At 69.7% G+C, this 19586-nt stretch carries 15 protein-coding genes; 8 read left to right on the forward strand and 7 right to left on the reverse strand.

The annotated features are described in order from the left end of the window. Nucleotides 1–19: 19 nt before the first annotated feature. The 5 genes from OG589_RS30090 (at nt 20) to OG589_RS30110 (ending at nt 6603) form a co-directional block, all read left to right on the forward strand. A complete protein-coding gene (locus OG589_RS30090) occupies nt 20–154 on the forward strand; it encodes a hypothetical protein (protein WP_405141231.1) in 135 nt (44 codons plus the stop codon). A gap of 92 nt (nt 155–246) precedes the next feature. Beyond that, the gene (locus OG589_RS30095; RefSeq protein WP_405141233.1) at nt 247–3126 is read left to right on the forward strand and encodes a lantibiotic dehydratase; all 2880 of its coding nucleotides are present in this window, start codon (nt 247–249) and stop codon (nt 3124–3126) included. Continuing rightward, nucleotides 3123–4271 carry a lanthionine synthetase C family protein gene (locus OG589_RS30100; protein ID WP_405152159.1) on the forward strand — a complete coding sequence of 383 codons (1149 nt, stop codon included), beginning with the start codon at nt 3123–3125 and terminating at the stop codon, nt 4269–4271. The genes OG589_RS30095 and OG589_RS30100 overlap by 4 nt, the downstream gene beginning before the upstream one ends. Beyond that, nucleotides 4268–5116, forward strand: a complete 849-nt coding sequence (locus tag OG589_RS30105) for a thiopeptide-type bacteriocin biosynthesis protein (protein WP_405141234.1) — start codon at nt 4268–4270, stop codon at nt 5114–5116. Before OG589_RS30100 ends, OG589_RS30105 begins: the two co-directional genes overlap by 4 nt. Before the next feature lie 176 nt (nt 5117–5292). Further along, nucleotides 5293–6603 carry a multiprotein-bridging factor 1 family protein gene (locus OG589_RS30110; RefSeq protein ID WP_405141236.1) on the forward strand — a complete coding sequence of 437 codons (1311 nt, stop codon included), beginning with the start codon at nt 5293–5295 and terminating at the stop codon, nt 6601–6603. A 160-nt stretch (nt 6604–6763) separates the two neighbouring features. On the opposite strand, the gene OG589_RS30115 is transcribed toward OG589_RS30110, so the two are convergent. Both OG589_RS30115 and OG589_RS30120 read right to left on the reverse strand, forming a co-directional pair. Continuing rightward, complete coding sequence (locus OG589_RS30115) at nt 6764–7075, reverse strand: hypothetical protein (protein ID WP_405141237.1); 312 nt, start codon at nt 7073–7075, stop codon at nt 6764–6766. 148 nt (nt 7076–7223) lie between these two features. Continuing rightward, the gene (locus OG589_RS30120; RefSeq protein WP_405141238.1) at nt 7224–8159 is read right to left on the reverse strand and encodes a MerR family transcriptional regulator; all 936 of its coding nucleotides are present in this window, start codon (nt 8157–8159) and stop codon (nt 7224–7226) included. A 55-nt stretch (nt 8160–8214) separates the two neighbouring features. On the opposite strand from OG589_RS30120, the gene rplK reads away from it, so the two are divergent. Next, nucleotides 8215–8640, forward strand: coding sequence for a 50S ribosomal protein L11 (rplK, locus tag OG589_RS30125; protein WP_405141239.1), 426 nt, complete (start codon nt 8215–8217; stop codon nt 8638–8640). A 66-nt stretch (nt 8641–8706) separates the two neighbouring features. On the opposite strand, the gene OG589_RS30130 is transcribed toward rplK, so the two are convergent. After that, complete coding sequence (locus OG589_RS30130; RefSeq protein ID WP_405141240.1) at nt 8707–9867, reverse strand: cysteine desulfurase family protein; 1161 nt, start codon at nt 9865–9867, stop codon at nt 8707–8709. 58 nt (nt 9868–9925) lie between these two features. Between OG589_RS30130 and OG589_RS30135 the strand changes: the two genes are divergently transcribed. Both OG589_RS30135 and OG589_RS30140 read left to right on the forward strand, forming a co-directional pair. After that, nucleotides 9926–10435 carry a TetR/AcrR family transcriptional regulator gene (locus tag OG589_RS30135; RefSeq protein ID WP_405141241.1) on the forward strand — a complete coding sequence of 170 codons (510 nt, stop codon included), beginning with the start codon at nt 9926–9928 and terminating at the stop codon, nt 10433–10435. A 315-nt stretch (nt 10436–10750) separates the two neighbouring features. After that, nucleotides 10751–11959, forward strand: a complete 1209-nt coding sequence (locus OG589_RS30140) for an MFS transporter (protein ID WP_405141242.1) — start codon at nt 10751–10753, stop codon at nt 11957–11959. Between the two features lie 122 nt (nt 11960–12081). On the opposite strand, the gene OG589_RS30145 is transcribed toward OG589_RS30140, so the two are convergent. The 4 genes from OG589_RS30145 to OG589_RS30160 form a co-directional block, all read right to left on the reverse strand. Then, entirely contained in the window at nt 12082–12750 is a 669-nt protein-coding gene (locus tag OG589_RS30145; RefSeq protein WP_405141243.1) for a hypothetical protein, read from the reverse strand. A gap of 190 nt (nt 12751–12940) precedes the next feature. Next, a complete protein-coding gene (locus tag OG589_RS30150) occupies nt 12941–13111 on the reverse strand; it encodes a hypothetical protein (RefSeq protein WP_405141244.1) in 171 nt (56 codons plus the stop codon). A 59-nt stretch (nt 13112–13170) separates the two neighbouring features. Next, nucleotides 13171–13800, reverse strand: coding sequence for a hypothetical protein (locus OG589_RS30155; protein WP_405141245.1), 630 nt, complete (start codon nt 13798–13800; stop codon nt 13171–13173). A gap of 105 nt (nt 13801–13905) precedes the next feature. Next, entirely contained in the window at nt 13906–19371 is a 5466-nt protein-coding gene (locus OG589_RS30160; protein ID WP_405141246.1) for a ThuA domain-containing protein, read from the reverse strand. Nucleotides 19372–19586: the final 215 nt, after the last annotated feature.

Raw genomic sequence — 19586 nt, forward strand, 5'->3', positions numbered from 1 at the left:
GAACCGAAAGGATCTTGTTATGGAGCCGACCGACTTCCGCCTCGACGTCCGTCTGGCTGCTACCGGCCCCGCAGTCACCCGGGTCGACACCGAGGACTGCACCAGCGACAACTGCGGTACCACCCCGGGCAGCGCCGGCGTCGCCAACTGCTAGACCTCTCCGGGTGTTCCCTGCCCCTCCGTTCGGGCCGGGAACACCCCCGCTCCGAACGGAGGACCAGAGTGCATCAACCAGGCTTTCGAGCGGTGGACGCCGCCGTCATTCGCGTCGCCGCCTACCCTGATGACCTGGTCCTCCCGCCCTGGCCAGACCTCACCAACGACGACGTTGCCGGGCCGGCGGACTGGGTCCGCCAGGTCTGGCCGTTGGCGGGCGTGGCCGACGTAGTTGAAGTAGCGAGCCCTGACCTGGCTCGCGCCCTCACTGCGTTCTGCGAGAACCCCGGCGGGTTCAAGCCGCGCCAGATCCGCCGCGCGGCCGAGGCGCTGATGCGTTATCTCCTGCGGTGGAGGAGCCGGGCCACACCATTCGGCTTGTTCGCCGGAGTCGCCCCGGTCGATCTGGCCCCTACAGCGTCGGTCCTGTTCGGTGAACGGCATGCCGCCGTGCGCCAGCCGGATTCCACCTGGCTCACGGAGGCGATCAGCGCCCTGGAGAGCCAGCCGGAACTGCTCCGGCAGCTGCCGGTCATGGCGAACAACGTGGGGTTCGCGCGGGGCGGAGATTGGGTGGTGCCGTGCCAGGCGTCCGCCGAGGGGCCGGTGTCGGACGTGTCTGTGCGCTACACCGCAGCGGTCCGCATGGCCCTCCAGGAGGCCAGGACCCCGGTTGCCTTCGGTGATGTCCTGGCGAGGCTGACCGCCGAGTCCCCCCAGACACCGGTCACGGTCATCGAGGGCATGCTCACCGAGTTGGTGCGCCTGCGGATCCTGCTCACGGGCGTGCGGCCCCCGATGACCGCCACCGATCCCCTGGCCTATATCGCCGCCCAGCTCGACGGGTTAGAGACCGCCCCCGCCACCCCCGACCCAGGCCGCCGCCTGGCGGTCGGCCTGCGGGTGGACTGCTCGATCAGCCTCCCGCCCATCGTGATCCGTGAGGTTGAGGCAGCCGCCGCGATTTTAGTCCGGGTAGCCCCGGGGCGGCCCGCTTGGCAGGCTTACCACGCCGCGTTCGTTGACCGTTATGGCCCTGGCGCTTTGGTCGGGGTCCGGGAGCTTCTGGACCCCGACAGGGGGCTGGGCTACCCCGCAGGGTTCCGGGGCTCGCTCTACAAAGACGACCCGCCTCTGGCGCGCAGGGACGTCGCGTTGGCGGTTCTCGCCCAGAAAGCCGCCCTGGACGGTTGCGCCGAACTGGTCGTTGACGAGGAGATGGTGGCCGAGCTGGAGAGCGGCGGCGCCGGGACGGTCCCTCACACGGAGTTGCGGGTCAGCCTGAACGCCCCCACCACGGCCGCGTTGGACGCCGGGCACTTCACCCTCACGGTGGTCTGCGCGTCGCGGCACGCCGGGACGTCGGTGGGCCGGTTCCTGCATCTGCTCGACGCCGATGAGCGGGGCCGCATCGTCGAGGCTTACCGTGGCCTTCCGACGGGCACGGCAGGCGCGATGGCCGTGCAGCTGTCCAGCCCTCCGCTGTCCGCCCGCGTCGAAACCCTCGCCCGCATCCCCGACGTCCTGCCGGTATTGCCGCTTGGGGAACACCGCCACCCGCTGGACTCGGCGGTCGACCTCGACGACCTGGCGGTGACCGCCGACGCCCGCCGTTTTGTCCTGGTGTCGCTGTCGCGCGGGTGCGCGGTCGAGCCGCTGATGTTGAACGCGGTCGACCTGCGCCACGGCGCCCACCCGCTGGCCCGGTTCCTGTGCGAGGCCAGCACCGGAACGTCCGCGCCCTGCACCCCGTTCTTCTGGGGCCGTGTCGCTGACCGGTTCGCCTTTCTGCCGCGCGTACGGTACGGCCGCACGGTGCTCAGCCCGGCCCGGTGGAACCTCGCCGCCGCGACCCTGCCCGCCCCGGCCGCCACCACTGGGGAATGGGTACGGGAGTTCCAAAAGCAACGGCACTCACACCGCATCCCGGACTCGGTGCGGCTCGGCGACGACGACGTTCTGATCCTCCTGGACCTGACCCAGGACGCACACCTGGCGCTCATGCGCCGCCACCTGGACCGGGCCGGCACGGCGGCGCTGGCCGAGGACGGAACCGACTACGGCTGGATCGGCGACCGCCCCCACGAAATCGTCGTCCCCCTCGCCTCCACCGCGCCGCCCCGCCCCTTGACGCGCCCGCTGCGGCCCGAACGGATCTACCACGGCCCCGGCCACCTGCCTGGGGACTCCCCCTGGCTGTGCGCGAAACTGTTCGGGCACCCGGGGCGCCAGACCGAACTGCTCACCACCTACCTGCCGGCCCTGCTCGCCGAGTGGGAGCATGGCGCCCCCGACGACTGGTGGTTCATCCGCTACGACTCCCCCACCCCGCACCTGCGGGTCCGGTTGCGCCTGCACAACGGAGACCTGTACGGGCCCGCCGCCCGCTCAGTCGGGCGGTGGGCGCGCGACGTTGGCCGTGCCGGGCTGCTCCGCGATTTCACACTGGACACCTACCGGCCCGAGGCCGGCCGGTTCGGCACGGGCCCGGCCCTGGTTGCGGCGGAGGACGTGTTCGCCGCGGACTCCGCGGTCGCGGTCGCGCAGCTGCGCACCGCAGCGAACGCTCAGGCCGCGACCGCGAACAGCTTGGTTGACCTCTCGGCGGGTTTCCTCGGCGCCGACGGGCCGCGCCGACTCATGGAGCACATAGCCCACGGCGGGGCTCCGGCACTCGACCGGGCCTTGCTGAGTCAAGCGCAGCTGCCAGCCGACGTTCCGCCGGGGGTGTTGGAGCGGCGGCGGGCGGCGCTCACCCGCTACCGGGCGCAGCTCGACGCCCACGACGTCAACGCCGTTATGGGTGACCTGCTGCATCTGCACCACGCCCGCATGATCGGGATCGACGCGGACTCCGAGCGGATCTGCATGCGGCTGGCCCGGGCCATCGCCCAGGGCCTGATCGCACGAGAGGAAAGGAGCGGTCCATCGACATTCACGAGCGAGCCCGTCGCCACGCCGACGGCATAGCCCAGCAGCTCAGGGAGCCTCGCCCGGTCGGGACGCCGGCCCAGTCGCTCAGCGGTGGAGCCGCCGGGATCGCGCTCCTGCACATCGAGCGGGCCGCCACGGGCCTCGCCGGGTGGCAGGACGCGCACGACTGGCTGGCCGCCGCGACTCAGGACGAACTCTCCATCGGCGCCAGCGCCTGCCTCTATCACGGGGCGCCCGCGCTCGCGTTCGCGCTCCACCCCGCGCATCAACCCGGGTACGGGCCCGCGCAGGCAGTCCTGGACGAGGGCGTGGCGGCCGTTACCCGGGACCGGCTCAACGCCGCCTATCAGCGTCTCGCGCGGGGCGACCGGCCCGCCCTCGCCGAGTTCGACCTGATCAGCGGCCTGACCGGTCTGGGCGCTCACGTGTGGAGACGCGACCCCGGCGGCGACCTGGCCAAGGAGGTACTGGCCTACCTTGTTGCTCTCACCGAACCGGTGGACGGACTCCCGGGCTGGTGGACGATGTCATCGGCCAGGCGCGCCGCTAACGAACCGCTCGGCGGGCACGGCAACAATGGGATGGCCCACGGCATCTGCGGGCCGCTGGCCTTTCTGGCTCTCACCGCCCGAGACGGCCTGGTCGTGCACGGCCAATTGGAGGCCATCGGCCGGATCTGCGCATGGCTGGACGACTGGCAACAGGACCACCACGGCGACCCCTGGTGGCCCGAAATGGTCACCCTTACAGAACTCCAGGATGGGCAGAGCGCCCAGCCCGGGCCGCTGCGCCCCTCCTGGTGTTACGGCACCCCGGCCATCGCGCGCGCTCAGCAACTCGCCGCCCTGGCGACCGGCGACACCGCCCGCCGGCGCACCGCCGAATCCGCCTTGACCGGCTGCCTCAACGACCCGCACCAGCTCCGGCGGATCGTCGACCGCGGCCTCTGTCACGGCACGGCGGGACTGTTCATGACTGTGAACGCCTTCGCGGACGACGCGCTCGCCCCCCACGACCTGCCGCTCCTCCGCGTCGCCGAACTACTCCTGGACAGCCCCTCCGCGGCCGACACGCCACCCGGGTTCCTGACCGGATCCGCGGGCTACGGGCTTGCCCTCCATTCCCTCGCCCACCGCGCGACACCCGCCACCTCCTGGGACGCGTGTCTTCTGCTCCGATGACCAAAAGAGAGGTACCTGTGCGGCCTGTTCACTGGCGGCAAGCCAACGTCACCTTCGCCGACCGCGGCGACGCCGAACACCTCGCCGTGGCGCGCGTCGGCCCGGTCCTGCGGGACGCCGAGGGCCGCGGGCTCATCTCGGCTTGGTTCTTCATCCGCAAGGAACAATGGCGGTTCCGGTGGTTGCCCACCAGCCCCACAGCCGCCGACACGGTACTCCACGCCCTGACCGGCGCCGGCGAGGGCATGTCGTGGAGTCCTAGCGTCTGCGAGTTGGAGCCTGTCGCCTTTGGCGGACCCGCAGGCATGGACGCCGCGTGTGCCCTCTTCCACGCCGACAGCCACCAACTGCTGCGCTGGCTTGAGACCGGCCGGGCGCTTGGGCGGCGGGAGACGTCGATTCTGCTGTGCGGCGCGCTGCTGCGCGGCGCCGGTCTGGACTGGTTTGAGCAGGGCGACGTGTGGGCCAGGGTCAGCGACCTACGGCCGCATCGGAACGCCATCTCCGCCGACCCCGAGCGCGTAGAACTCCTCGACGCGATGCACACCCTCATGGCCGTCGACGCCCGAGGCCTTTGCGACCCCGCGAAGGGCGGGCCGCTGGCCGGCTATGAGTCGTGGATCTCCGCATTTGAGAAGGCCGGGCAGACCCTGGCCGCTCTGAACCGCCACGGCCAACTCGAGCGCGGCCTGCGGGCCGTCCTAGCCCACCACCTCATCTTCCACTTCAACCGTGCGGGGCTAAGCGGCGGGGACCAGAAGACCATGGCCGCTCTCGCGGTCGAGGTCGTCTTCCACAGCCCTCGAACCCCTCTAGAAAGGCCCACGGACAGAGAGGCCGTCTAGCCTCGCGCTTTCGCCACCGGCATCCTCTGCTTTGGCCTTCGGTCCCTGGTAATGCACGGTTTACGTGCATTACCAGAAGTAGCGATGCGATGATTCAGAGTGATCAAAGGTGGTGGAAGACACACAGTGGTGCGGTCCGGGTGGGGCCGTGCCGGAGCACGATCGCGAGGGGTGTCGTGACCGCAGACCCGATCGACCCGCACGCCTCGGCCTGGCATCTGTTCGGCGCGGTCATGCGCCGCTGCCGCGAGAGCAGGCCCAATCTCGGGCTGCGCCGAGCCGGCGAGCAGATGTACACCGACTTCTCCAACCTGGCGAAATGGGAGCGCGGCGAGCGGACACCCCCGCCGGACATGATCCACCGCCTGGACCAGGTGTACGGCGCACACGGCATCCTCACCGCCCTGTACGACACACTGACCGCTTTGAAAGCCGCCACCGAATCAGCGCGGCTGCGTACGGGTAGATATTCGGAAAACCCCGCATATGGCATTGGAGACGACGACATGGAACGTCGGGCCGCCCTCCAACTCCTCGCCGGACTCGGCACCCTCGGCACCTTCGGCCTCTCCAGCGAAACCTTCCGCCAGCTCCTCGACCTCTCCTTCGACCACCCGCACCGAGCCCTCGAAGACTGGGAACTGGCCTGCGCCGACCACCTGCACGCCCTGCGTACCCGGCCGCCGGCCCAGGTCGCCGCCGACCTGTTCATCGACCTGATGGCGGTGCGAAGCCAGTCCCAGGTCTCCACTCCGGCCGAGGTGACGGAGCTCCAGCGCATCACCGCCATGCTCTCCTCGCTCCAGGCCAACGCACTGACCCGGCTGGGCGATCACGGCGCGGCCATCCGCTGGTGGTACAGCGCCCGTCAGGCGGCCGACGCCTCCGGGGACCTGGCGCTCCGCCTCCTCGTCCGAGCTGAGGAAACTGGCCACGGCCTCTACGGCCAACGCGACCCGGAAACGATCCTGCGCATGGTACGCAGTGCCCAGCAGCTCACCGACAAGCCCTACCTCAAGCTGCTGACCACCGAAGCGAAGGCGCTGTCGATGCTCGGCAGGCACGACGAAGCACTCGGGACGCTGGTCACCCTGCACAAGGCCGCGGAACAGGGCGGCACGGACCGGTATGGCTTCTGGAAGCCAGATGGGCTCCACTTCGCGGAAAGCTGGGTGTACTCCGGAGTGGGCAACGATTCCGCGGCGGGCACTGCCCGGGAGAAGGTGCTGATGGTCACCCGGGACTACGTGTACCTCGTCAACGTCCAACTGCACAGTGCACTGTGCACGGTCACCCAAGGCGGCATCGACGAGGGCCTACATCAGGCGGCAACAGCAATCAACGCGGTCACTCCCGCCTACCGCAGCCACCACGTGATCGAAACCGCCAACATGGTCCTCCGTGCTGTCCCCCCAGTCCGGCGAAGTGGCCCTTCCGCCATAGAGCTACGCAAGCTCCTGGCCGTCGCGCCTCCCCAAAACGCCTGAGGTACGGATGCACCATCTCAACGGAGGCACAACCCCTCGCCAGACGAGACGTGGGACTCCAACGGAATCGCACCAGAAGTGATGCGAACCGCTTCGCCGTTTCCGGCGATCCGCCAGAGTCCCACCTCGTACGCCCTGTTTTCGCCCTCATCCGGGATATCTATGAGTCGGCGGACCTCTCGCGCGACTGCTGCAGTGCCTCGGCGATTGCGGCGAACTCGCTCAGCGCGGCTTCCAGGTCCTCCACGGGGTCCTGGGCGATCACTTCGGGAGGCAGCAGCGAGTCGGCGTCCTCCAGGGAGGGATCCTTCAACCAGCTGATGTCGAGATTGACCTTGTCCCGGGCGATCAGCTCTTCGTAACTGAACGGCCGGAACCGTTCCGTCTCGATCCGGTGCTTACGCGGCTCTCCTGGCCGATAGCACTTGACGAAGTCGTCCAGGTGCTCGCGGCGGAGCGGGTTCTGCTTCAACGTGAACTGCTGGCCGACGCGGAAGTCGTAGGCCCACAGCGTCTCCGTCTTATATCTCTATTACTGGCGGCTGCGTCGGACGCGCTGAGCGAATGAGTCGAGTGCCAGGGGGCCGTTCGAGGCGGCACCCGGGCGGACGTACGGCGGGTCAGGGGAGGTTGAGGCGCAGTGCCTCGGCGATCCAGGCGTGGGCGAGGGTCTGCGGGTGCGGCCACGGGGTGTTCTGGATGGCGGCGACCAGCTCCCAGTGGCGCACGGCACGCGGGTCGTGCTCCTCGTAGCCGCGTGACAGCGACCGGCGGAACTCCGGGCCGTCCGTCTCGCCGTGCATCGTGGCCAGAAGGGACACCACCCGGTCGAGGATCGGGCCCGCGGCGGCGGAACCCGGCTCCACGCCCTCGTCGAGAGCGGCGAGCACCATCTCGGTGACGGCCTCGTTGGTCTCGTCCCAGCTCGTCTGGCCGGGCTCCCCGTCGCGCTCGCGCCTCTGCCAGAAGTCGTCGCTCTGGCGGCGAAGGCTCGTCCGGTAGTCGTCGTCGGAGAGCAGCTCGGCCAGCTCCAGCCACGCGTCGAGCTGCTCGACGGTCGGCTCGGCCGGCAGCTCGGGCACCATGGCCTCCCGCAGCCGCGTCAGCCACTGCTCGCGGGCGCGGATCCCTCCCCCGACCTCGGCCACGAAGGAGTCCATCATCGCCTCGCGCTCGGCGGCGCCGATCCGGCCGAGCGTGTTGAGCCTGCGCAGGTCGGCCTCCGAGGTGTCGCCCCGGTCGAGCGTGGCCCGCAGGACCGCCCGGGTGCGCTGCAGGGCCTTGAGCTGGGTCTCCACCGTGCGCAGGTGGAGGGCGAGCACCTGGCGCAGGTCGCGCTCGCCGAGGGAGCGGATCGTCGCGAGATCGACGCCGATGTCGCGAAGGGTGCGGACGAGCTCCAGCCTCGCCAGGTCGCTCTCGCCGTAGACCCGGTAGCCGGCCGGGGTGCGGGACTGCTCGGGCAGGACGCCCACGTCGGAGTAGAACCTGATCGTCTTCACCGGAAGGCCGGACAGCTTGGAGAGCTGCCCGATCGTGTACGTCTCGCGGGCCATGACCCCGATTATCGCAGTTGAGTCTCCAGTTACTGGACACTTTACGGTTTCGAGCATGGCCAAGAACAAGATCACTAGAGTCGTGAAGCTGCAGGTCAAGGCCGGGGAGGCGAGCCCCGCGACCGTCGGTAAGGATCTGGGCCCGCTCGGCATCAACCTCATGGACTTCTGCCGGCGGTACAACGCCGCGACAGAGTCCCAACGGGGGTTCGTCGTGCCCGCCGAGATCACCATGTACGAGGACCGGTCGTTCGACCTCGTGACCAGGATGCCGACGACGGCCTCGCTCCTGCGAAGGATCGCCGGGCTGGACGGCGGCGGCGCGCGGCCCGGGCACGACGTCGCCGCGACGATCACCAGGGAGCAGCTCCGCGAGGTCGCCCGCACGAAGCTTCCCGACCTCAACACCACCGACCTGGACCAGGCGGAGAAGATCATCGCCGGTACGGCCCGCTCGATGGGCCTCCAGATCAAGGAGTGACCGCCCGGAACGGCGCACAGCATTCCCTCACGGACGTACCACGCCCGCCCGGCCCGGCGGCGGGCCCTATGTCAGCCCGGCGCGGCGGGCGCGCTCGACGACGCCGCCGATCACCTCGACCAGCTCGTCCACGTCGGCCCTGGTCGAGGTGTGCCCGAGAGTGAAGCGCAGCGACCCGCGCGCCCGTACCGCGTCGGACCCCATGGCCAGCAGCACGTGCGACGGCTGGGCGACGCCCGCGGAGCAGGCAGAACCCGTCGAGCACTCGATGCCCTTGGCGTCGAGCAGCATCAGCAGCGCGTCGCCCTCGCACCCGGGGAAGGAGAAGTGGGCGTTGCCGGGGAGGCGCTCGTCCGGATGGCCGTTGAGGATCACGTCGGGCACCGCCTCCCTGACCCTGGCGATCAGCTCGTCGCGCAGGGCGCGCAGCCGGGCGGCCTTCTCCTCGCGCTGCTCCACCGCCGCCCGCACGGCCGCCGCGAACCCGGCGATCGCCGGGGCGTCGAGGGTGCCCGAGCGCACGTCGCGCTCCTGACCCCCGCCGTGGAGGACGGGGACCGGGTCGACGCCGCGCGCCAGCAGCAGCGCTCCCACGCCCATCGGGCCGCCGACCTTGTGCCCGGACAGGGTGAGCGCCTCGACGCCCGACTCCGAGAACGAGACGGGCAACTGCCCCACGGCCTGCACCGCGTCGGTGTGGAACGGGATGCCGTGCTCCCGGGCGATCGCCGCCAGCTCGGGGATGCGCTGGATGGTGCCGACCTCGTTGTTGGCCCACATGACGCTGACCACGGCGACGCGCCCCGGATCGCTCTCGATCGCCGCACGCAGGGTGCCGGGATGGACGCGGCCGTACTCGTCGACGGGCAGGAGCTCGACGGACGCGCCCTGCCGGTCGCCCAGCCAGTGGGCCGGATCGAGGGCGGCGTGGTGCTCGACGGCGCTGATCAGCACCCGGTCGGCCCCGGAGGCCTGGTGGCGTGCCCAGAAGAGCCCCTTGATTGCGAGGTTGTCGGCCTCCGTGCCCCCGGAGGTGAAGACGACCTCGCTCGGCCGTGCCCCGAGTGCGCCGGCGATGGTCTCGCGCGACTCCTCGACGACCCTGCGAGTGCGACGGCCGGCCGCGTGGAGGGAGGAGGCGTTGCCGACGCGCACGAGCTGTGCGGTCATCGCCTCGATCGCTTCGGTGAGCATCGGCGTAGTCGCCGCGTGGTCTAGGTATGCCATGACGTACCCAGGGTACCCAGTTTGAGAGCTGTACCGTCTGGACGGTATAGTTCCGGATGTGAGGAAAGATGAGCTTTTGGACGCGGCGGAAAGGCTGCTGGCCGATCAGGGGGCCCAGTGCCTCACCCTGTCGGCCGTCGCCGAGCGCGCCGGCGTCAGCAAAGGCGGTCTCCTCTACCACTTCAGCACCAAAGAAGCCCTGATCAAGGGCATGATCGAGCGGCTCATCGCCGACTTCGACGAGCTGGTCGCCGCCCAGGACGAGAGCACCTACACCCGGGCCTACCTCGCCGCCACGTTCACCGCGATCCAGAGCGGGCGGCTGAGACGCTGGGCGGTGGTCACCGGCGCGGCCGGCGACCCCGAGCTGCTCGCGCCGCTGCGCGAGGCGATGGCCCGGTGGCACCGTGAGGGCATGGAGGCCGAGGCCGACCCGATGGCGGCCCAGATCGTCCGGCTCGCCTGCGAGGGGTTGTGGGACGTCGTGACCCACGACCCGGGTTTCTACGGCGAGGCCCACTACGCGGAGCTCCACCGCGGGCTCCTGGCGCTGCTCGCGAGCCCTTGACCCCGCAGGCGCCCGCCCTTCCTGGCCGGCCAGGAAGGGCCGTCCCCGCGCGCGGCCCCGCCTGACCACGGCCGTCTCCGTACGGTCCCAACCCGTCACCCGCAGGTCCGCTTCCGTACTCCCCCGGTCCGCCTGAGCACGGCAGGCTTTCCCCTGCCCGCCTGAGCGCGGCGGGGTGCCTCCCGGTCCGGACGTGGTTCCGGGGACGGCCCCCGCGGGCCCCGGTTCCGGGATGGCCCTTGCGGACCAGGAACGGCGTCCCACATTCCCCCCACACCGTTACACCCCTGTGTAGAACCTTGAAAGGACCCTGTGATGACCCGCGACCTGAGGACCGCCCGCTCCCGGGCGATCCTCACCTTCGTCCTCGCCGGCCTCATGTGCGGCACGTTCACCGTGCGCATCCCCGCGCTGACCGACAAGCTCGGCCTGTCAGAGGCCTCGGTCGGCGTCGTGCTCCTCTCGTGGGGGCTGGGGGCGCTGGTGACCATGCAGTCCATGCGCGGAGTGATGGCACGGGCGGGCAGCCGCTCCGTCCTGCGGGTCGGGGCTCCCCTCTGCGCGGCGTCCCTGCTCGGGGTGGCGTTCGCCCCGTCGTTCTCTGCGATGATCGTCGCGGCCGGGCTGTTCGGCATGTTCTTCGGGGCCGTGGACGTCGCGATGAACGCCCAGGGCTCGGCGGTGGAGCGCGCCTACGGCCGCCCGCTGATGAACGGCATGCACGCCGGCTGGTGCGTGGGCGCCATGTCGGCCGGCCTGCTCGGCACCGTGGCCATCTCCACGGGGGTGTCGTTCACCGCCAACCTGACCGCGGTCGCCCTGGTGTCAGCCCCCGGGGCGTACCTGCTCAGCCGGGGCTTCCTGCCGGACACGGCGCCCGTTGAGACCGGCTCAGGCAGGTCGCGGCGGCGGATGCCCCCGGTGGTGTACCTGCTCGGCGCGATCGCGTTCGGCGCCTTCATGGTCGAGGGCGCGGTGGCGGACTGGAACGGCCTGTTCCTGCGTGACACCATCGGCGCCCCCGAGGCGGTCGCCGCCCTCGGCTACCCGATCTTCGAGGCCGGCATGCTGGTCTCCCGGCTCACCGGCGACCGGTTGCGCACCGCGTTCGGCGCCCGCCGCCTGATCATCGCCGCCGGGCTCGCCACGGCCGCGGCATTCGCGATCGTGATCACCACGTCGTCCCCGCTGGTGGCGGTCGGCGGGATGATCCTCATCGGCCTCGCCGTCGCCACGGTCTCGCCGATGGCGATCTCGCTCGCCGGCACGGCGACCGCGACCCCGGGTCCCGCCATCGCCCAGACCGGCGCGATGGGGTACGCGGGCCTGCTCCTCGGCCCCGTGGTGATCGGCTTCATCAGCCACGCCGCGACGCTGCGGGTCGCGCTCGGCGTGGCGGTGGTGCTGGGCGTGCTCATCGCGGTGGCCGCGCACTTCCTGCCACGCGAGCCCGCCACCGTGGCCGGCGTCCAGCCGCTACGGGAGCGGGCCGCGGAGCCCGAGCCGGTCTCGCTCGCCGCCTGACGGGCCGCACACACCCCTGCTCATCAGGCCTCACGACCGGCGGAGTCCGCCCAGTGCTCATCGGCCTTTCGGGGGATTCGGCGAGCCGGGAAATCAGGCGCGTCACCCAGGTTGAAAGAGGATCACTCGGGATGACGCTCCTCGCCTTCCCCCTCTGGCGCGTCATCCGGAGTGAGCGCCCCCTCGCCGGACGACATCGGCAGGAACACGTGCTGGTGCCCATAGCCCGCGTCGACGTTCACCGAGTCGAGAGCGGTGGCGCCGACCGACCAGGTGAACACCGCGTCCGCGCGTTGCCGTGCCACGAGGGCCAACACGTTCGCGCGGGCCGCGCCGGTGAGCTCCTGCGCGGCGGCGTAGGTGCCGACGGTGACGGCGAGCTGCCGGACGGCGGAGGCGAGGCCCGATCTCGCCAGGTTGGTGGCGGTCTCGCCGGAGGGCGGGTCGGCGAAGCCCGCGACGGCCGCGTCGGCCGTCTTCTGCCAGGATTCGACATCGGCGGCGGTCACCGCGGCGGGTGCGACGGGTCCCGCGGCGCCGTCGGCTGGTATGACCCGGCTCAGGCCTTCGAGCATGGGGGTGAGCCGGTCGCGGGTGGTTCGGGCCAGCTCGGTGAGTGTCTTGATCTGTGCCTTGTCCCGGAGGGCGGACTCCGCACGGAGCTGCTCGACCATCCGTTCGGTCGAGCTCGGCCTGGTCGCGACGAAGACGACGCCACCTGCGAGCAGCGCGCCGAGCGCGAACGCGAACGCGACCGCGAGTACCCGGCCTCGGGGCGAGTTCCGGATCACCGTCGCTTCCTTGCTTCTGTTGACGGCCGCCACCTCCTGATGGACGTATCTGCTGATGGGTGCGGAATGCGGTACGGGTGCTCCAGGACATGTGTCGCGGGGAACCCGGATGGTTCAGCGGGGTGCCGGGTCGCCCGTCCGCCGGGACCGTGGGCCCGGGACATGTGACGACGGCTCCCCGCGCACGTCTTCAACTCGCGGTGAACCCGCGACTGCCACCGGGCATGACCTCCCTGGTCTTGGCCTCGGAGGCGTCATCCCAGCCGCTCTCACCCACCAGCGCCGACGCCCGGACCGTCGCGTCCGGGACGAGCCGGACATTGCCCATGTTGGCCACCGTCCTCGCGGATGGCCGGGACATGGGCCACAGTGGCGCACGTCCCGGACACCCACACCCGCCGGGGGCGTACTGCCGCCGGCTCAGGACTGGTTGAACAGCGAAAGCGTCAGGGTCGATTGGTACTTACCGGCCGTGACATCCACCGGAGTCCGCAGCACCAGATCGGCGTTGACCTGCCAGGACCCGATCTCGTCAGCGGAGTTCGCGGTCGACACCAGCAGCTCCTGGCCCTGCAGACCCACCGCGGCCGCCCCGGTGCCATCGGAGATGACGCTGGACACCGGCTCGCCGGCCTCCACCACCCCGCTTGTCGATCCGTTCAGCAGACGCGGAGTCCAGCCCAGGTACTCCGGCCCGATCGTCGAGGCGCTCCCTGTCGCGCTGAACTGGCTGGCCTGGCCGACCACGGCCCAGAAGTCCCCGGCGGGGATCTCGTCGGGAAGACGGGTGTCGGCCACCGTGACCGTCGGCAACGTACCGACGAACTGGCGGGCGGCCGCGTTGGTCCCGTTCTCGTTCAGGGTCACCCCGGTGTTGTCCGCGACGGTCATCGACACCTGACCGGGAACGCGCAGCGGCTCGATCGTCACCGACACGTCGATGCCGTCGGTGTCCGGCCCGTCGTCCGCCATCGCGGGGCCGGCCAGACCGACCAGCGCGAAGCCGAGCACCGACGCGGCGAGTATCTGGGTTGTTCTCTTGGTTCTCATATGAGTGCTCCATCTTTGGGGGCCGGGGCCGGCCGATTCGACCGGCCCCGGGTTCAGCAAGGGCGGCGGCCCCAGCAGTGCGCACTGTGACCGCCGCCGGAGCGATCAGCCGCAGCTGAGCGCGGTGTAGCCGACCTCGTAGGACTTGGTGACCTTCTTGCCACCGATGGTCGCGGTTCCGGTCACGGTGACCTTGCCCGCGCCGATCTGCCCGGCCCTGGAGTTGAACGACTGGTAGGCCTGGCTGCCCGGCGCCACATCGGCGACGACCTTGGCACCGTACGGCGTCGACAGCGACACGGTCACCGGCACGCCGCTGGTGTTGACGGCCGTCACCGCCACGTACGCCGACGAGCCCACGCAGCGGGACGAGGCGGTCACGGTCAGCGTGACGCCGGAGACCACCGTCACCTTGATGACCTTGATGCCCTCGACGTTGCCCGCCTTGTCGGTCGAGCGGTAACGCAACTCGTGCTGCCCCGCACCCGAGACGGTGACCGCCGCGGTGTACGGCTTCCACGCGCCGCCGTCCAGGGAGTACTCGGTGCCCGCCACGCCGGACGTCGCGTCCGTCGCGGACAGGGTCACCGCCACCTCCTCGATGTAGGCGCCGTCGTCGTTGCCCTGCGGGACCGCGGCGGTCGTCACCGGCGCCGTCGCGTCCACCTTGACCGTGAGGGTCTTGGCGTCCTCGACGTTGCCCGCCTTGTCGACCGAACGGTAGGCCAGCGCATGCGAGCCGTCGCCGGAGACGGTGACCGGGCCGGCGTACCGGGTCCAGTCGCCGCTGTCCAGCTTGTACTCGCTGCGGTCGACCCCGCTGCCGTTCGCCTCGTCGGCCGCGGTCAGGGTGACCACCACCGGCCCTGCGAACCAGCCGCCGGCCGGCTGGGCCGGGGCGGTGGCCGCGGTCGTCACCGGCGCGGTCTTGTCCTCGGCACCCTGGGTGAGGCGGAAGTAGTCGAACTTGGCCGTCTTGGACGCCGTCTGGTTGACACCGAAGGCGAACAGACCGACCTTGGCTCCGCTGGCGACCTTGTTGTTCTTGACCGGGGTCGCGGTGCCGTTCAGGGCGATCTCGGTCCAGGTGGTGCCGTTCGAGGAGTAGTAGCCGCGGAAGGTGTCGCCTTCCTTCTTCAGCCGCAGCCACCACACGCCGCTGGTCAGGTTACTGACCTGCGGCTGCGGGTCCTGGACCACGCCGCCGACCTCGCTGCGCAGCTCGATCCTGCGGTTCACGGCCGAGCCGGCGTTGTTGTCGGTGATGTAGTCGAACTTCACGTAGTCGTCGTCACCGGCGTAGACGATCAGGCCGCCCTGCTGGTAGGCCTCGTTGAACGCCGATGCGTCGACCTTGGTCTCCAGCGTCCAGTCGCCGCTCGGCGCCGGCTGCAGGATGAAGTTCTTCGGGGCGCTGTTGTCGGTCCCGTAGATGTCTCCCTTCGAGGTGTCGATCTCCAGGTTGCCATCGGTCACCCGCGCCGCGGCCGGGTCGGAGCGCACGATCGCGTCCCAGCGGCAGAGGTCGATCGCGCTACCGGTGAACTCGTCGTTCGGGGACGGCCTGGTCGCCTTGTCGTCCGGGGTGATCTGGAACCAGTCGAAGGAGGCGTCGATCACCGGCCGGGTGCCGGTGCTGGCCAGCGCGATCAGGCCGATCCTCGGGTTGGTGATCCCGGCGAGCGGCTTGGTCTGCGGCATGGCGGTGTAGGTGACGCCGTCCGACGAGTAGTGGGCGGTGATGTTGGTGCCGTCGCTGATGAACCGGACGTACACCGTGTCGGGGTAGGCGTCCCCGAGCTGTGCGGTGTTGCTCTGCGTCACCTCGTTGGTGGCGCCGTTCTCCTCGCGGATGAACTGGAAGATGCGGTTGGCGTGGTTGTTGGTCGCCCGCGCCTGCAGCACCATCTTGGCGTAGTTGTCGTCGTCGCCGTAGAGAATCAGACCGGCCTGCTGGTAGGCGTCCCTGGCGTTGAGCGTCACCTTGGTGGTGGCCACCCAGGCTCCGGCCGGGGCCGGCTGCACGACGATGTTCGACGTGTTGCCGCCCGCGCCGTAGATGTCGGTGGCCGAGGTCGGGATGACCAGCTTGCCGTCGGCGACCTTGAGGGTCTGGTTCTCCCGGATGACCGACCAGCGGTCACGGTCGAGCTCGGTCCCGAGGAAGTCGTCCGAACGCCCCGACAGGCAGAGCACGTTGGACGGGTTCACCTTGACCGAGACCTGCTCGGTGCTCGTGGCGCCCTTGGCGTCGGTCACCGTCACGGAGGCGACGTAGGTGCCCGGCGCGGTGTAGGTGTAGCTGGCGTTGGCCGTGGTCGGCTTCGGCGCGCCGGTCACCCCGAAGTCCCACTTGTAGGTGAGCGGCAGGTCGCCGTCGGGATCGGTGGCCGTACTCGTGAAGTCGACCTTCAGCGGAGCGGTGCCCGTGGTCGGGGTCGCCGACACGGTCACGACCGGGCGCTGGTTCTCGGTGAAGCCCTTACCGATGAAGTCGACCCAGTTGATGTTGACCAGCGACGCGTCGTTCGCCGCGCTCGCCGGCTTGCGCGTGACGAAGTACAGCGGTCCGCTCGTGGTCGGCGGGTTGCTCAGGTTCAGCGTGAGATCGGTGAACGTCTGCCAGGCGCCGGTGTTCGGCACGTTGACCGAGCCGAGCAGCGTCCCGGTCTCCGGGTTGCCCGCCTTGACCTGCAGGGTGGCGCCGGCGATGGTCGACGCCGCCCGGAACTTGATCGCGGTGATGTTCGTCAGGTTCACCGGGTCGAACGACCACCAGTCGCCGTCCTGGATGAATCCGATGTTCTTCGTGCCGCCCAGCGGGTCGCTGGTGGTCTCTACCTGCACACCCGCGGCGTCAGTGCCAACGCCGCCTGCCACCCGGCCGGTCTCGGCGAAGTGCTCAGCCTGCTTGCGCTTGGGCTGCAGGATGACCTGGCCTCGTCCGGTGAGCGACTTGGCCGCACCGGCACCGTGGTCGGCGTAGCTGGCCTCGATCACATAGAAGATGTTGTCATCGGCGCCGTGCCCGCTCTGAGTGGTCGGCAGCACGCCCTCACAGCCCTTGAGCTGGTCCAGAGGGTGACCGTGGGTGTCGTGACCCAGGATCGCCTGGATCTGCACCTCGTCACAGTCGATCGTGCCGTCCTCGGGGTCGGTGACGGTGACCTTGAACTTCACCTGGTCGCCGAAGTCGAAGAACCCGCCGTTCGGCGGAAGGTCCACCTTGACGGTCGGCTTGGTGTTGCCCGGGACGATCGTCACGCTCGCCCGCGCCGTGGCGCCGGCGACGTTGGTCACGGTCAGGACCGCGTTGAACTCGCCGGCCTTGGTGTAGGTGTACGACGGGTTGGCCTCGGTGGAGTCGACCGTGCCGTCGCCGTCGAAGTCCCACGCGTAGGTGAGCGGCTTGCCGTCGGGGTCCTTCGAGCCCTCGCTGGAGAACTTCACGGCCAGCGGCAGCGGACCGTCGGTCTTGTCCGACGTGACGCGGGCGACCGGCGGACGGACGCCCTTGACGTAGTCGATGCGGTAGACACCGGAGTCGGCGTTGTCGCCACCGAAACCGGATCCCCACTCAAGCAGGTACATCGCCCCGTCGGGGCCGAACTTGATGTCCATCGGCCGCTTGAAGCTCATGGACTTCAGGATCTGGTTGATCTTCACGAGCTTGGTGGTGTCCTCGTTCAGCTGGAACGAGAACATCTTGTTGGTGTTCCACTCACCGAACAGCGCCTTGCCGTCCCAGTACGCCGGCCACTTGGTGCTGGAGGCAAGGTTCGCGTCGTAGCGGTAGACCGGGCCCGCCATCGGCGCGCCACCGTTGAGCTCGGGGAAGTTCTGCTGGTCGGTGTTGTAGTGGTACCAGATCGTCGCGGGGGTCACCGGCGGCAGGTTGGTCAGACCGGTGTTGTTCGGCGAGTTGTTGACCGGTGCCGCGCAGTTGAACGCCGAGCCCGACTTCTTGGTGGCGAAGTCGTACTGGATGTACGGAGAGTTGTTGCCGATGCAGTACGGCCAGCCGAAGTTGCCCGGCTTGGTGACCAGGTTCCACTCGACGGTGTTCTCCGGACCCCGGTTGGCGTTGGCGGCCGAGGCGTCCGGGCCGTAGTCGGCCACCATCACGTACCCGGTCTTGGGGTCAAGGCCGATCCGGAACGGGTTACGGAAGCCCATGCCGTAGATCTCGGGCTTGGTCTTGGCGGTACCCGGAGCGAACAGGTTGCCCGCGGGCACGGTGTAGGTGCCGTCCGCCTCAGGGTGGATACGCAGCAGCTTGCCGCTCAGGTCGTTGGTGTTACCCGCGCTGCGCTGCGCGTCCCAGGAGGAACGGCCCGACTGCTCGTCGATCGGCGTGTAGCTGTCCGAGGCGAACGGGTTGGTGTTGTCGCCCGTGGCCAGCCACAGATCACCGGTCTTGTGATCCATCAGCATGCCGCCGCCGTGGTGGCAGCACTCGGCACGCTGCACCGGCGCGTCCATGACCTTCTTCTCGCTCGCCATGTCGATGGTGTCGCCGACGACGGTGAACCGGCTCAGCCGGTCGACGTTCACTCCGACCGGCGAGTAGTAGAAGTAGATCCAGCCGTTGGTGGCGAAGTTGCGGTCCAGCACCATGCCGAGCAGGCCGCTCTCGTTGGCGGTGAACACGTTCAGGTGCCCGGCGGTCACCGTGCCGCCGGTGGGCTTGATGATGCGCACGTCGCCCAGCCGGTCGATGAAGAACACCCGGCCGTCCTTGGCCACGTCCAGCATCATCGGGTTGGACGTCTTGTTGTCCAGTGCGACCTTCTCGAAGCTGCCGCTCTGCGATGCCGAGCAGTCGGCCTTCACCGCGCCCGCGGCGGTCCGGATGCCACCGAGGAGCATGCGCAGGAAGTTCGCCTCGACGAAGCTCTCCTTGGTGTGGCCGAGCCCGGTGTACCAGGAGCGGCCCCCGTCATAGTCCTGGCACCACACCGTCGGGTGGTCGATGCCCATGGTGCCGCCGGTGTAGGACTTCTCGTCCAGCGACGCCAGCACATGTACCGTTCCACGCGGGTTCGACTGGTAGTCATACCACTCGTCATACCGGGTCCACGAGGTCGGCAGGCCCTTGGTGGAGGGGTGCTCCGGGTCCTCGACCTTGACCGTGGCGTTCTGGGGCGTCGGGTGCGACTTGAAGTACGCGCCGACCAGGTTCTTGTACCACGACCAGCTGTACCCGCTGTCGGAGGCGGCGTGTACGCCGGCGTAGCCGCCGCCGGCCTGGATGTAACGCTGGAAGGCGTCCTTCTGGTCCTGGGTACCCAGCGGGTCACCAGTGGTGGACATGAACACGACGGCCTGGTACTGCTTCAGGTTCTCGTCGGTGAACTTCGTGGCGTCCTCGGTCGTGTCGACCGCGAAGTTGTTGTCCTGACCCAACTTCTGGACCGCGGCGACGCCCTCCGGGATCGAGTCGTGCCGGAAGCCGGTGGTCTTGGAGAACACCAGCACCTTGAAGTCGGGCGCCGCCGCGGTCGCGGCGCTCGCGGCGCTCGCCGGCAGGGCGAACAGCGACAGGATCGGCAGGATGAGTGCCAGCGCCATCGTCGCTGCTGTCGTTCGGCTTAGAGAACGAGCTTGGTTGGGTGGCAGGGCCGCGGTGAGCAGCCTGGCCCACGTTCGGGAACGTGGTGACATGGGAATCCCTTTCCTGACTGGGGGGACGTCAGGCAAGGCGCGCGCCGCCGCGCCCGTTGCCGCTTACTGGTGGTGGATACTTCAGTTGCTGGAGGGTGCGGTCTCCAGGCTCTGGGGGCCGT

Origin of the sequence: Sphaerisporangium sp. NBC_01403 (genome assembly GCF_045040145.1) — a bacterium.
In the GTDB taxonomy this organism is placed as follows: Bacteria; Actinomycetota; Actinomycetes; order Streptosporangiales; family Streptosporangiaceae; genus Sphaerisporangium; species Sphaerisporangium viridialbum.